Source organism: Mesorhizobium sp. M8A.F.Ca.ET.181.01.1.1 (genome assembly GCF_004792025.1).
GTDB lineage: Bacteria > Pseudomonadota > Alphaproteobacteria > Rhizobiales > Rhizobiaceae > Mesorhizobium.
In genome coordinates, this window is the sequence record NZ_SRTV01000011.1 from 166445 (window position 1) to 178895 (window position 12451).

Below are 12451 nucleotides of genomic sequence, written 5' to 3' on the forward strand. Positions count from 1 at the left end.
GATTGCTGGGCTCAGAGCCCGATCGTCCGCCTGATGTCGTCTGGCGTCGTGCCGGCATCACGCAAGCCGGCAAGTCCGGTATCGCCAAGGCTCTTCGACAGTTTTCGCCCGTCCGGCCCGAGGACCAGCCGATGGTGGAAATAGGCGGGTGGCTGCAATCCCAGAATCTCCTGAAGCAGTCGCTGCACGCCGGTCGCGGAAAACAGGTCCTGTCCGCGCACGACATGGCTGACGCCTTGCAGCGCGTCGTCGACGATGACGGCGAGGTGGTAGCTGGTCGGGATGTCGCGGCGCGCCACGATCACGTCGCCCCAGTCCTGCGGACGGGCCTCGACCAGGTGCGTCGCGGATAGCGTCTCATCGGTGAATTCGGCCCATGCGAGGTCCTTGCCGGCACGCGCCATGGCGGCGCCGACGTCCAGCCGCCAGGCGAAGGGTGTATTCTCGGCAATCCGCCGCCTGCGTTCCTTCATCGGCAATGCCTTGTCGGCTGGCGGATAGAGCGGCACACCGTCGGGATCGCGCGGCCAGTCGCGCCCGCGCATTTCGCTGTCGGCGATGAAAGCCCTGATCTCGCCACGGCTCATGAAGGCGGGATAGACCAGTTCCTCGCGGATCAGGCGCTCGAGCACCGTCCGGTATTCCGCGAAATGCTCGGACTGGCGGCGCACGGGCTCTTGCCAGCCAAGCCCCAGCCATTTCAGGTCGGCAAGCATGCCCGCCTCGAACTCCGGCGTGCAGCGTGTGGTGTCGATATCCTCGATGCGCAGCAGCAGACGGCCGCCTGACGCCTTTGCCAGCTTCTGGTTGAGCAACGCCGAATAGGCGTGGCCCAGATGCAGTTCGCCATTGGGGCTGGGCGCGAAGCGGAATGTCAGGAGCGTCATGTCTCGGGCGGCAATCGGGTTGTGCTGCGGTTTTGGCGGTTGCTACTTTGCGGCACATTCGCGGACAAGGATACCATGCAGCGCATCGCGACACTGGACGACGTTGAACGGGGACTGGATGCGCTTTGCATCATCGATCCGCGCCTGGAAAAAGTGCGCGGCATGGCCGGCGAGGTGCCGCTCAGGCTTTCGGAGCCCGGGTTCAGGAGCCTCGCCTCGATCATCGTGTCGCAGCAAGTTTCCCGGGCGAGTGCCGATGCCATCTTCGGCCGGCTGACGAAACTGGTCGATCCGCTAACGCCGCGGGCTATCCTTGCCGCCGGCGAGGACATGTTTCGCGAGGCCGGCCTGTCGCGGCCCAAGGAGCGTGGTCTTGTCGCGGCCGCCCAAGCGGTGGCCGACGGCCTCGACCTGCATCATCTCTGTTCGCTCGACGCCGGGGAAGCGATCGCGGCAATGACAGCGGTGCCTGGTATCGGCCCCTGGACGGCGGAAGTGTATCTGTTGTTTGCCGCCGGACACCCCGATATTTTCCCGGCGCGTGACGTCGCCCTGCAGAGCGCCGTCGGCCACGCGCTCGGCATCGACCCGCGCCCGCCTGAGAAAACACTGATCGCCTTGGCCGAATCATGGAGCCCGTGGCGAGGTGTCGCATCGCGGCTTTTCTGGTCCTATTATCGCGAAACCAGGGGCCGAGACGCCGCACCGCCGGCCTGAATCCGCAAAAAAGCATAAAAATCATGTGTTTTTGGCACGCCGCGCCCGCGACAATCCGCTTCACATCCCTGTCATGTCAGGCTTACAGTATCCGCGCCGAACGGTCGGGCTTTTGAAGCAGCACGTGACCCTTTCCGAAAGTCGAATTCGATTTTCGGGATCATGTGCGAACCAAGGAGGTCAACAAGGTGACGGTTGCCGTATCTCCGGATGGGCTTCCAGCGCTGGTGCTGAATGCGGATTACCGTCCGCTCAGCTATTACCCCTTGTCGCTCTGGTCCTGGCAGGACGCCATCAAGGCGGTATTCCTCGACCGGGTGAACATCGTCGCCGAATACGAGCATGCGGTGTCCTCGCCGACCTTCTCGATGAAGCTGCCGAGCGTGGTCAGCCTGAAGGCCTATGTGAAGCCGTCGAGGCACCCGGCGTTCACCCGCTTCAACGTCTTCCTGCGCGACCGCTTCCAGTGCCAGTATTGCGGCACGCCCGAGGACCTGACCTTCGACCACGTCATCCCGCGTCATCGCGGCGGCGCGACGACATGGGAGAACGTCGTCGCCGCCTGTTCGCCTTGCAATCTGAGGAAGGGCGGCATGATGCCGGCGCATGCCAAGATGTTTCCTCTGCAGAAGCCCTACCAGCCGACGGTGCATGATCTGCACAACAACGGCCGGCTGTTCCCGCCCAACCATCTGCATGAAAGCTGGATGGATTATCTCTACTGGGACGTCGAACTGGAGCCTTGAGTTTTCGACATTCGGATGGCTGGCCGCCCCGATTTTGGGGTCTGAGTAGCTACTGGCGTGTCTACCGAGCGCCGCATCGTGTCATGGGCGTTCAATCCTGAGCGGTCGGCCGGATGACGATGCTGCCCACATCCACGTCATCAGGTTGATCGATGGCGTATGCGATGCCCCGCGCGATCGCGGCAGGCGGGATGGCGATAGCCCCGATCCGTGCCGCAATGGTCTCCTTGACCGCCATGTCGGTGAACGAGTCGGCGAGATTGGTCGCGATCATACCAGGCGACACCTCGGTCACTCGCAGATGCGGTCCTGCTTCCTGCCGCAGGGTCTCGCTGACTGTCCGAACGGCATTCTTGGTCGCGGCATAGACCCCCATCGTCGGCACGATCTTGATGCCGGCCGTCGATACCACGTTGATGACATGTCCGCTGCGCTGGCGTGCGAAGATCGGCAGCGCAGCGGCGATCCCGTACAGCGTGCCACGCAGGTTTACGTCGATCATCGCGTCCCAATCTTCGACCCTCAGGGCATCAAAGCGCGAAATAGGGCTGATACCGGCATTGTTGACTATGACATCCAGCCCGCCTTCACGGTCCACCGCGAGTGCCACGAGGGCCTCAAGATCGGCACGAACGGTCACGTCGGTCACCTTGTAGGCCACCTTGCCTCCGACCGCGGCAATATCCCGGGCGACCTCCGCCAGGGCGTCCTCGCGCCGTGCGCCGAGCACCACCGTCGCACCCGCTTCCGCTAGGAGAATTGCGGTCGCGCGGCCGATGCCGCTGCTCGCCCCGGTGATCGCCACCACTTTGCCAACAATGCTCATGTTCATCTCCTTTTCACCAGAGATGGGTAAAGCGCGCTGGACGTGCTATGCTTGAATGGCCATGAGTTTGTCGCAATCGTCTCGAACCTTCGATCCGCTATCGGATGTACTTACGGTGCTCGATGCGCGGGCGACCCGGAGGACGCGCTTGGAGGGCTCCGGCGACTGGGCGTTGGCGTTTCCCGCGCGAGAGCGCCTGAAATTCGTCGCTGTTCTGCGTGGGGTGAGCTGGCTCCTGCTGCCCAATGTTGCTCCCCAGCGGATCGAGGCGGGCGACTGCTGCTTGATCGGCTTCACTGAATATGTGGTTGCGAGCAATCCCGCCCTGATGCCGATCGACGGTTCGTCACTGTACGCCGAAGGAAATGACCTTGTGCGCCTGGGGGGTGACGACGCGGTGGCGCTCGGCGGTGGAATTTCTTTTACGCGAGGGAATGCTGCCTTTCTCCTCGATATGCTGCCGGCGTTCATGCACATCCCCAGCACGTCGACTGGAGCCGCGGCGATCACGGCGGTCCTGGGTCTGTTGGACGCGGAAGCAGGGCAGCCCGCGATGGGAAACGACGTCGTCACGGCCAGGTTGGCCGAGGTTCTTATGATCCAGGCGATCCGCACTTTCGCATCGGCTTCGGACACGACCCACGGTTGGCTTGCTGCGTTGGTGGATCCACGCATTGGCCGAGCGATCCAATGTTTTCATGCCGATATCGCGCGGCCGTGGACCGTTGCCGATCTGGCCGGCGTGGCCGGGATGTCGCGGGCCGCCTTCTCGGCGGCCTTTACCCATCGCGTAGGACAGGCACCACTCGCCTATGTCCGCAGGTGGCGAATGACGCGCGCACGGGCCGCGCTGGCCGAACGTTATTCGAGCGTTGGCAAGGTGGCGGCGAGTGTCGGCTACACCTCTCAAAGCGCATTTGGCCACGCTTTTCGTCGAACCTTTGGTGCCGCACCACGACAGCACACGGCTTGAGGCGGGAGCCTATCTGGCAGACTTATCTCCGCTTATCTCCCGGTCCGCTATTGCCCTTGTCTCCACCAGGCCACGACGGCACTGACGTGTCAGTCGCGGGAAAATGCGCCGCGGAAGGCGACGGCGGCGAGGATCAGGCTGGCGATGGCGTTCCAGCCGGCCAGTGACAGGCCAAGGATGCGCAGCGCCGCCTTGTCGCAAGAGGGCGGCACGAATTTGTCGAGCGCGTCGAGCACGCCTTTGCCGCCGGTGTCGACCGGGCCGGCGCCCGCCGTGCAATCGGCCGGACCCTGCCACCAGGCCCATTCGACGCCGGAGTGATAGACGCCAAGATAAAGGCCGTAGAGCATCAAGAGGCCGCCGATGGCCAGCAGACCGCGCGCCACCCATGCCGGTGCGCGCAGCATCGATGCGATCACCGCCAGCACCATCAAGGGCACGCCGATGTAATACGGCGTGCGCTGTTCCAGACAGAGATGGCAGGGGATGTAGCCGCCGATATGCTGGAAGCCGAGCGCCGAGCCAACGGTCGCGGCCATCGCGACCGCTAGAAACAAGGCAGCGCGTGTCCGCTGGCGTCCGGTATCGGCATTCATGGTCGCTGTCATGGTTCTATCGTCCGTTGTGTTCGCCGCCCGCCAGGTCCGCCTGCCACTCTCAAAACCGTCAACCGGTTTTGAGAGGGCCTCAGACGACGTATTTGATCAGGATATAGAGCAAAATCAGGGCAACCGCGGCGGCGCCGGCGATCAGGCCCAGGCGCTTTTCGATGAATTCGCGGATTGGCTCGCCATAGCGGCGCAAAAGCCACGCCAGGAGCAGGAAGCGGCCGCCACGCGCGATGATCGCCAGCACGATGAATAGCGCCAGGTTGACGCCCAGCGCGCCGGACAGGATCGTCACCACCTTGATCGGCGGCAGATGCGCGGCACCCGAGGTGACCAGCATCAGGGCGATGAACTCGATGCTTACGCCCGCGGAGGAGCGCAACTGTTCGAACTCGTCATACTTGCCGTAGAATTCGAGGATAGGCCGCGCCACCGCGTCATAGGCGTAGTGGCCGATGAACCAGCCGGCAATGCCGCCCAGTACCGAAGCGACGGTGGCGATGAAGGCATAGCGATAGGCCCGGTCCGGCCGCGACAATGCCATCGGCAGATAGAGCACGTCGGCCGGCACCAGGAACACCGAGCTTTCGACGAAGGCGATGAAGGCCAGCCACCATTCGGCGGATTTGCGGGCCGCCAGTGACAAGGTCCAGTCGTACAGTCCGCGAAGCATCGGCTCTCCTAGTGGATGTGGCCCAAAAACCGCGCCGCACCCATGTCTCCAGATACGCCGCGCTTTGAGGCGCCGCCTGTCTAGAAAGATTTTCCGCGCTGCACAATGGCAGCATCGCCACGAAATCGAAAGGCGAAGATTGGTCGCATCCAGTGCGATACCGAGAATTGGCCAGTTGACGAACAGGCCTCCGACCGTATAGTCCGCGCCCATCCAGGCCGCCCGGCCTGAGCCCCTATGGCGGAATTGGTAGACGCGCTCGACTCAAAATCGAGTTCCGCAAGGAGTGCTGGTTCGATCCCGGCTAGGGGCACCATTCCATGTTCAGCTGCTGTTTCACCTTTGCTTGCCCGCGGATGGCCAGGCAAGCTCGGTGAGGCATGGCTGTCTGATGACAATGAGGGCTGTTGGTCAGGTGACAGCAGGCGCAGCGGTATTTCGCCGAATCTCATGCTCGGCGGTTCATCCAGGACAATTCGGAGCAGCAGGCCGGCGCCGTTGCGGCAACCTGCCCCGCGACACGATGTTCCACTCGGTCGTCATGATGGGAGGGTCGAAATGCTGCCGCGACAACTTCGATCAGAGCGCCCTGCGAAGTATCCATCGGGAAATCAGGAAGTTGAGGATCGTCGTGATCGCAAGGGTTATAAAGAACGCGGCCGCGGTCTTCTGCAGGATGCTCCGCAGAAAGTGAAGACTCGCCAATCCGATCAGGAAGACGACAATGATCGAGCCCCCCAGTGCCAGTCGATCGGCAAAGCCGGTGCGTCCTCCGGGAAAGACACGCTCGGGATAGAGCACCATGACGAACAACAGACCTGCCAGCCAGGCAATTGCATAGGAAAGACCTGAAGGCAGGACAGCGAGGCCGGCAAAATAGACGAGGCTGGTCAAAGCTGTGTTGAGACTACCGGCGACGAGGAAGCGGACAGCGTCTGCGCGCATTCGGTCAACGGCGGTCCTGTCTGACTACGCTGAGGAAATCCGTATAGTCCCTGATGTAGTCACCCGCATCATAGTGATGCGAGGCCATGACCAGCAGGACCGTGTCCGGCTGGAATTTGTACTGGATTCCCCAGATGCCCGGCGGCATATAGAGCCCGATCGACGGTTCGGCCAGAGAAACCTCTTTTCTGTCATGGCCGTTGTCGAGGACAACGGAAAGCCGGCCATGGGCCGCGATCAGGAATTGATGGCATTCGCGATGCGCGTGCTCGCCCCTGACCTTGTCGGAAGGCACACCGTAGACCAGAAAGGAGCGCGCCGGTTTGAAGGGCAGGTTCGAACCGAACTCCAGCGGTGCGATCTCGCCGCGCAGGTCGCCAAAATGCGGCAGCCTCCAGAGTTCGCTGCCGCCGATGCCAAGCGGCATTCTTTCGCCGGGCGTATCGGGGAATGTCTGCGTCACCGTCGGCTGGATTTGCGGACCGGTCTGGTAGCCGATGATGATGGCTGGATTTCCGACCACCACCGCATTGGCGGGAACATTCTTGGTCACCACCGCGCCTGCGCCGATCATCGCCTGACGTCCGATGATTATGCCTGGCAGGATTGTCGCATTGGCACCTATCGATGCGCCGTCCTCGACCGTCGTCAGAAGAAATGCCTCGGGATACTCTTTCGAGCGCGGGAAACGATCATTGGTGAATGTCGCGTTTGGGCCGACGAACACGCGGTTTCCAAGGCGGAGGCCGTCCCACAATTGAACGCCGCTCTTTATGGTCACGTCATTACCGATCACCACGTCGTTCTCGATGAAAACATGATCACAAATGTTGCAGTCCGCACCGATCACGGCGCCCGGCAGAACATGGGCAAACGCCCAGATACGTGTTCCCTGGCCGATATGCGGACTTTCGCAGATGCCCTGCTCATGAACAAAAAATGCCCTGTCGGTCATTTCGATGTCCCCTCGACGACGCGGCTGATCACTCTCAGGGGCCGTGACTTGGTGTTTTCAACCGCCCGCCAGAGATAGCAGCCCAGAATGCCCTGGACCATCAGGCTGGCCGATCCGAAGCCCACGATCAGCAGCACCAGTGTTGTGTAGCCGGCTGCGTCAATGTTGCCGAGCAACCGCGCCACGACGGTAACGGCTGCAAACAGCAGGCTGAGCAGGCAGCCCGCGAAACCCACCCAAAGGGTCAGAATTATGGGGAAATCGGAGAACGAAAAGATGCTGTCCATCATGTATCTGAACCGACGGGCCATGCTCCAGGCACTCGTCCCGTGCTCTCGTTCGCGGCGGCGATAGGGCACGAATTCCCGCCTGAAGCCGACCCAGAACAATTGCACGACAAGCGAGCTGTTGGGCTCCTCGATGGACAGGATCGCTTCCAGCACCTGGCGGTTGCACGCAAAAATATCGACCCCACCGCTCGGCATGCTGGGCAGGACGAGCCTGCGGTAGGCCGCCCAGAACGCCTTCGACAAAACCCGCGTTATCGGCGGATCATTGCGACCCGTCCTGCGCCCGAATACGACGTCGGCCCCATCCTTCTCCAGGATCGAGAAGAACTCCACGATCAGTTCCGGCGGCTCCTGCAGGTCGGCGGCCATGGCGGCGACATGCTCGCCAGAAGCATGTTCGAGACCGGTTCGAATGGCGGTGAAAGAGCCGAAATTCCGGCTGTGAAAGATGATCTTGTAGTCGAAGCCAGAGGTCTTCAGCGCATTGAGAAGCAAGGGCCCCGATTCATCCGGCGACCCATCGATGACAAAGACGAACTCGATATCGCCCTCATACCTGGCATGAAACTTGGCGACCGCCTGCATCAGGGAGGGGATATTCGCCTGATTGCGGTAGATCGGAAAAACGATCGAGCGTGTCGTCACATTGCCTCCCATTGGGCGAGTGCCAGACAGACTTGGCCGACCTCGTCATACGTCATGTCGGGATAGCACGGCACGGTGCAGAGACGGTTGACGCTGGCCCGTGAGACCACCAGATCTTCGGTTCCTTTCATCGGCAGTCCTGCCCAGCCGACCTGATCGCAGTCAAGGACGGGGTAATGGATCTCGGTATCGACGCCATGCTCCTTCATGAAAATCCTGAACGCATCGCGCTCGTCGCACAAGGCGACGGCAAGATGCGCGACCGCGCCGTCACCGCCTTCCACGAATTGCAGCCGCCGCCTGGCCGCCGACTTGTAGCGGCCCAGAATAGCACGGCGTCGTTCGTTTCTATCGCCCAGATCACGCAGAAAGACATCAAGAACGGCCGCCTGGACCTCATCCATGCGGGAATTCCGGCCATGGGGTACGCCGACATGATATTTTGCCACCCAGCCATATTGCTGCAGCCGCCGCACATGTTCGGCAATCGCCGGGTCGGACGTCAAAATAGCGCCGCCATCACCCGCCGCGCCGAGATTCTTGGTTGGGTAGAAGCTGAAAGTGGACACGTCCGCGAGCGAACCCGCCACGCGCCCGCCGATGCGTGCGCCATGTGCCTGCGCACAATCCTCCACGATCGGAATATGTGAGAGGCCGGCCTCGGCAAGTGCGCTTTTGAGGGCGCCGACATCGACGACGCCGCCATAAAGATGCGTGACGACGATGGCGGCGGTGTCCGTGCTGGCCGCGGCCAGCACCGATGAAACGCTGATCAACTGGCTGGCTGCATCGATGTCGACATAGTGGGGGACAAGGTCGTTGTGCCAGCAGCCGCAACTTGCGTAGCCGCCGGCATTGGCAGCCGTGATGACTTCGCGTCCCCGAGCGCCATTGCGCCCGACAGCCGCGGCCAAGGCCAGTTCGAGAGCGTCCGTTCCGTTGGCCACAAGGACGCAATCCGAGACGCCGATGAAGCCTGCGAAGTTGGCGGCGAATTTCTTGCCCATCGCGCCATTGAGCCACCATCCGGAGCGCAGTGTGCTTGTTACTTCACGTTCAATTTCGACCTGGTATCGTTGGTACAGCCGCTTGAGGTCGTTCATCGGGACGGAATCTTGTTTCGTCATCGGCGACTCAATGGCTGAATCTGTTTTTCACTTCGAGAGTGATCGCTGGACACAACTCTTGGCAAGCTGAATTAATGCTGCTGCCGAGAACCGCGACCTTCATTGCGGAACGCGATACGCCGGCTGTGGGACAAGCTGATTGAACGCAGCCGAGCTCGTCCCGACGGACCCCTTACCGTCGCCGCAGCAAAGTCTTCATCCGGTTGCGCAGCAGGCGCGCCATGTTGCGGGTCTCGCGGTAGAGATGCAGTTGCGAGGCGGCCTGGCGGGCGAGACGGTCGGCATCCCTGGTCAACCCGATCACCAATGTGCCGACCGGCTTGCGCTCGCTCCATAGCCGGCTCATCACCGGGTGATCGGGCACGGCGCAGGAATCGGTCATCATGATGTTGGGGTCGTCGAGATGCTGCCTGGTGACTTCGATCATCAGCAGCGTGCCGGGCGAATAGACGGCCAGCGTCTCGTCATAGGCGGTCTTCCAGGTGTAGGCGACGCCGGCCTCGACGAAGACGATCAGGCAAGCGATGGTGCGGCCGTCCAGCGTCAGCGAATGGATGCGGCACATGTCCTGTTCGGCGAGCCGATGCACCGCCTCGCGGGCAAAGGCGGCGCGGAAGCGGTCGATGGCCATGGCGGTGCGCTCGCGGCCTTTCCAGCCGGACGCTTCCAGCGTCAGGAAGTGCTCGATGGCGTGGCGGATCTCCTCGGGGCCGCGTGCCACGACATGCTCGAGCTTGCCGAGATCGCCGAGGCGCCGCTTCAGGCGGCGGAACTCGCGGTAATGGTGCGCGCTCAGCGAAGCCTTCAGATAATCGTCGCCGTCGAGTTCGCTCTCCAGCACGGGGCGTGAGATCTGGCCCGTGGTGACCAGCATCAGGCCGCGCGTCTCGGCCACGGTGCCGATCAGGCTCGCCACCGGACCGTCGAGCCTGATGTCAGGCAGGACCAGGACTTTCGGCAGCTTGAGATGCGGGCGCGACAGCATCGAGAAGAAATCCTCGACCACGCCGACCGGATCGTCGCGATCGATCAGCGGCGTGCCGAGCGGGCCGAACGGGCTCGACCATGTGCGCATGACCGGCACGCCCAGCGGTATCACCGGCCGTTCCACCGAGATCGGCACCAGCAGGCGCAGCCGGTTGCGGTATTCATCACCGTCGCGGATCACGGCAAGACGCACCTCGCGGTCTTCCAGGCGGGGCATGGCCGGCGCCAGGAAACGCGGGTTGAAGAAGACGTTCGGCTCGATCGTGCGGGCGCAGAGATAGTCGAGTTCCTCGACGAGGTCGAAGCCGGCCGATGCCGGGTAGATGGCGAGTTTGCGCTCGGGCCGGTTGTTGGCGAGGATCTCGATATGGGCGGGATCAGCGTCGCGCGCCAGCCCGGCAAGGCCGGACACCATGGCGCCGGCGGGACCGCCGCTGGTTTCCTCGAGCAAGGGGATGGCGGCCATCATGCGGCTCCTTTGGCTGGCACGAAGATCGCCATGACGATGCCGAGCTTGCGCCAGACCGTGAAGGACAGCGCGCTGGCCTCGAAGATCATGGCAAAGGCGGTAGCCATGGCCGCGCCCCACAGGCCGAAAAGCGGGATCAGCACCACGTTGAGCCCGATGTTGAAGGCCAGTGTCATGGCATAGACGGCGGCGCAGACATTCTGGTTGCCGCTCATGGTGAGCAGGCTTTCGCAGGGACCCACGGCGGCGCGCGCCACGACGCCGAAGACGAGCAGGAACAGGAGCGGATAGCCAGAGGTGAATTCCGGGCCGAACAGCACCAGCATCGGTTCGCCGAGCGCCAGCACCAGGAACGCCATCAGCAGCGAGGGCCAGAACGTCCACGACACCGTCTCGCGGGCGAAGGCGGCAAGCTTTTCCGGCTCGCCATGGGTGAACTGCGCGTAGCGCTGGGCGACGCCGGCCTTGACCGCGAAATAGACGAAATGCACCAGCGCCAGCGTCTTGACCGTAGCGAAATAGACGGCGACGTCGTTGGGATCCATGTAGGCGCCGACCATCAGCACATCGGCATTGGTGAGCAGGAAAAAGAAACTCTCGACCAGGAAGATCGGCAGCGAAACGACGAACCATTGCGCGAAATGCACTTTCATCGGGCCGGCTGGAATCTGCCTTTCCATGCGCTGGGTAACGCCGATCAACTGAGACAGCGTGGTGACGTAGGTGGCGGCGATCGAGGCGAAGATCGCCGTCCGCGCGTCGGGGGCGTAACCTGCCCAAAGCATCAGCGCCATGAACAGCAGGATCAGTACCGGCCGTATCAGGTAGGTCGGCGACAGCGCGAACAATGCCCATGAATTGGCACGCGCCAGCCCCTGCAGCAAATCCGACAGCGCAATCATCGGCAGGCAGATGACACCGAGGATGAACGGTATCACGTAGTAGTTTTCAATCCAGGGTGCGGCCAGCCAGACACCGAGGGCGCCAAGGCCCGCGATCAGTGTCGAGGCGATCAGCACGAACAGACGGCTGGCCACGACGATGCCGCGCAATTCCTCCATCAGGCCGCGCTCGCGGTATTCGGGAATGAAGCGGATGACCGATGTGTGGAAGCCGAGGCAGGCGAGATTGCCGACGATGACCATCGTCACCCAGACCAGGACGAAAATGCCGTACTCGAACGAGCCCATCCAGCGCGCCATCAGCACCTGGCTGATGAAGGCAATGACGGCGCTGACGATGCGGATGGAGAAGGCGATGACCGACATGCGGCCGGCTTCGCCGCGTTCATCGGCGGTGAACAGCACGGCGTCGATGCGGTCAAGCAGCGGCCCCACGCGCAGCGCCAAACGCTGCGGCAAGAACCGCCCAGCAGTCGTGGCCGCGGAAAAGCGCACCCCGATTTCTCTCCGTTTTCCGCCTCTTTTCACGCTTTGGTGTAGCGAAGACACCTTAAGAAAGCGTGGGTGGGGGCGCTGTCCAGCCGATAGATGGGTAACAGATTGAACCGGATACATAGGTAACAGTTCTCCCCCTATGCATCCGCCGCAGCGCCAAGCGGTTTGGTTGGCGCGGCGCTGCGGCGGACGAGCTTCATACGTCT

General features: G+C 62.5%; 13 protein-coding genes and 1 tRNA gene. 4 read left to right on the top strand and 10 right to left on the bottom strand.

The annotated features are described in order from the left end of the window. Nucleotides 1-11: 11 nt before the first annotated feature. The gene (gene gluQRS, locus EN824_RS29660; protein ID WP_135933005.1) at nucleotides 12-887 is read right to left on the bottom strand and encodes a tRNA glutamyl-Q(34) synthetase GluQRS; all 876 of its coding nucleotides are present in this window, start codon (nucleotides 885-887) and stop codon (nucleotides 12-14) included. 75 nt (nucleotides 888-962) lie between these two features. On the opposite strand from gluQRS, the gene EN824_RS29665 reads away from it, so the two are divergent. After that, complete coding sequence (locus EN824_RS29665; protein ID WP_135929430.1) at nucleotides 963-1604, top strand: DNA-3-methyladenine glycosylase; 642 nt, start codon at nucleotides 963-965, stop codon at nucleotides 1602-1604. A 188-nt stretch (nucleotides 1605-1792) separates the two neighbouring features. Then, a complete protein-coding gene (locus tag EN824_RS29670) occupies nucleotides 1793-2350 on the top strand; it encodes an HNH endonuclease (protein WP_027031236.1) in 558 nt (185 codons plus the stop codon). Nucleotides 2351-2441: 91 nt separating this feature from the next. On the opposite strand, the gene EN824_RS29675 is transcribed toward EN824_RS29670, so the two are convergent. Continuing rightward, on the bottom strand, nucleotides 2442-3176 hold the full coding sequence (locus tag EN824_RS29675; RefSeq protein ID WP_127277864.1) for an SDR family oxidoreductase: 735 nt from the start codon (nucleotides 3174-3176) through the stop codon (nucleotides 2442-2444). A 61-nt stretch (nucleotides 3177-3237) separates the two neighbouring features. Here EN824_RS29675 and EN824_RS29680 point away from each other — a divergent pair, with 61 nt between their 5' ends. Beyond that, nucleotides 3238-4149, top strand: coding sequence for an AraC family transcriptional regulator (locus EN824_RS29680; protein WP_135933011.1), 912 nt, complete (start codon nucleotides 3238-3240; stop codon nucleotides 4147-4149). A gap of 89 nt (nucleotides 4150-4238) precedes the next feature. On the opposite strand, the gene EN824_RS29685 is transcribed toward EN824_RS29680, so the two are convergent. Both EN824_RS29685 and EN824_RS29690 read right to left on the bottom strand, forming a co-directional pair. Then, nucleotides 4239-4757 (bottom strand): disulfide bond formation protein B, encoded by a 519-nt coding sequence (locus EN824_RS29685; protein WP_127277862.1) that lies wholly within the window; start codon nucleotides 4755-4757, stop codon nucleotides 4239-4241. Nucleotides 4758-4836: 79 nt separating this feature from the next. Next, a complete protein-coding gene (locus EN824_RS29690) occupies nucleotides 4837-5430 on the bottom strand; it encodes a YqaA family protein (protein WP_127277861.1) in 594 nt (197 codons plus the stop codon). A 231-nt stretch (nucleotides 5431-5661) separates the two neighbouring features. Between EN824_RS29690 and EN824_RS29695 the strand changes: the two genes are divergently transcribed. After that, nucleotides 5662-5746: transfer RNA gene (locus EN824_RS29695), tRNA-Leu, on the top strand. A 263-nt stretch (nucleotides 5747-6009) separates the two neighbouring features. On the opposite strand, the gene EN824_RS29700 is transcribed toward EN824_RS29695, so the two are convergent. The 6 genes from EN824_RS29700 to EN824_RS29725 all read right to left on the bottom strand — a co-directional run bounded on the left by EN824_RS29700 (nucleotide 6010) and on the right by EN824_RS29725 (nucleotide 12245). Next, complete coding sequence (locus tag EN824_RS29700; protein WP_127277860.1) at nucleotides 6010-6375, bottom strand: GtrA family protein; 366 nt, start codon at nucleotides 6373-6375, stop codon at nucleotides 6010-6012. Nucleotides 6376-6379: 4 nt separating this feature from the next. Then, complete coding sequence (locus EN824_RS36580; RefSeq protein ID WP_135933006.1) at nucleotides 6380-7330, bottom strand: WxcM-like domain-containing protein; 951 nt, start codon at nucleotides 7328-7330, stop codon at nucleotides 6380-6382. Then, the gene (locus EN824_RS29710; RefSeq protein WP_210236371.1) at nucleotides 7327-8265 is read right to left on the bottom strand and encodes a glycosyltransferase family 2 protein; all 939 of its coding nucleotides are present in this window, start codon (nucleotides 8263-8265) and stop codon (nucleotides 7327-7329) included. The genes EN824_RS36580 and EN824_RS29710 overlap by 4 nt, the downstream gene beginning before the upstream one ends. Next, a complete protein-coding gene (locus tag EN824_RS29715) occupies nucleotides 8262-9368 on the bottom strand; it encodes a DegT/DnrJ/EryC1/StrS family aminotransferase (RefSeq protein WP_189522247.1) in 1107 nt (368 codons plus the stop codon). Before EN824_RS29715 ends, EN824_RS29710 begins: the two co-directional genes overlap by 4 nt. A gap of 196 nt (nucleotides 9369-9564) precedes the next feature. Then, nucleotides 9565-10845, bottom strand: coding sequence for a GNAT family N-acetyltransferase (locus EN824_RS29720; RefSeq protein ID WP_127280482.1), 1281 nt, complete (start codon nucleotides 10843-10845; stop codon nucleotides 9565-9567). Next, nucleotides 10845-12245 carry a lipopolysaccharide biosynthesis protein gene (locus tag EN824_RS29725; protein ID WP_135933008.1) on the bottom strand — a complete coding sequence of 467 codons (1401 nt, stop codon included), beginning with the start codon at nucleotides 12243-12245 and terminating at the stop codon, nucleotides 10845-10847. Before EN824_RS29725 ends, EN824_RS29720 begins: the two co-directional genes overlap by 1 nt. Nucleotides 12246-12451: the final 206 nt, after the last annotated feature.

Bases quoted from the DNA above. Each gene is read 5' to 3' on its own strand.
- EN824_RS29675 (WP_127277864.1), bottom strand. From the start codon at position 3,176: ATGAGCATTGTTGGCAAAGTGGTGGCGATCACCGGGGCGAGCAGCGGC.
- EN824_RS29700 (WP_127277860.1), bottom strand. From the start codon at position 6,375: ATGCGCGCAGACGCTGTCCGCTTCCTCGTCGCCGGTAGTCTCAACACA.
- EN824_RS29665 (WP_135929430.1), top strand. From the start codon at position 963: ATGCAGCGCATCGCGACACTGGACGACGTTGAACGGGGACTGGATGCG.
- gluQRS (WP_135933005.1), bottom strand. From the start codon at position 887: ATGACGCTCCTGACATTCCGCTTCGCGCCCAGCCCCAATGGCGAACTG.
- EN824_RS29685 (WP_127277862.1), bottom strand. From the start codon at position 4,757: ATGACAGCGACCATGAATGCCGATACCGGACGCCAGCGGACACGCGCT.
- EN824_RS36580 (WP_135933006.1), bottom strand. From the start codon at position 7,330: ATGACCGACAGGGCATTTTTTGTTCATGAGCAGGGCATCTGCGAAAGT.
- EN824_RS29720 (WP_127280482.1), bottom strand. From the start codon at position 10,845: ATGGCCGCCATCCCCTTGCTCGAGGAAACCAGCGGCGGTCCCGCCGGC.
- EN824_RS29715 (WP_189522247.1), bottom strand. From the start codon at position 9,368: ATGAACGACCTCAAGCGGCTGTACCAACGATACCAGGTCGAAATTGAA.
- EN824_RS29680 (WP_135933011.1), top strand. From the start codon at position 3,238: ATGAGTTTGTCGCAATCGTCTCGAACCTTCGATCCGCTATCGGATGTA.
- EN824_RS29690 (WP_127277861.1), bottom strand. From the start codon at position 5,430: ATGCTTCGCGGACTGTACGACTGGACCTTGTCACTGGCGGCCCGCAAA.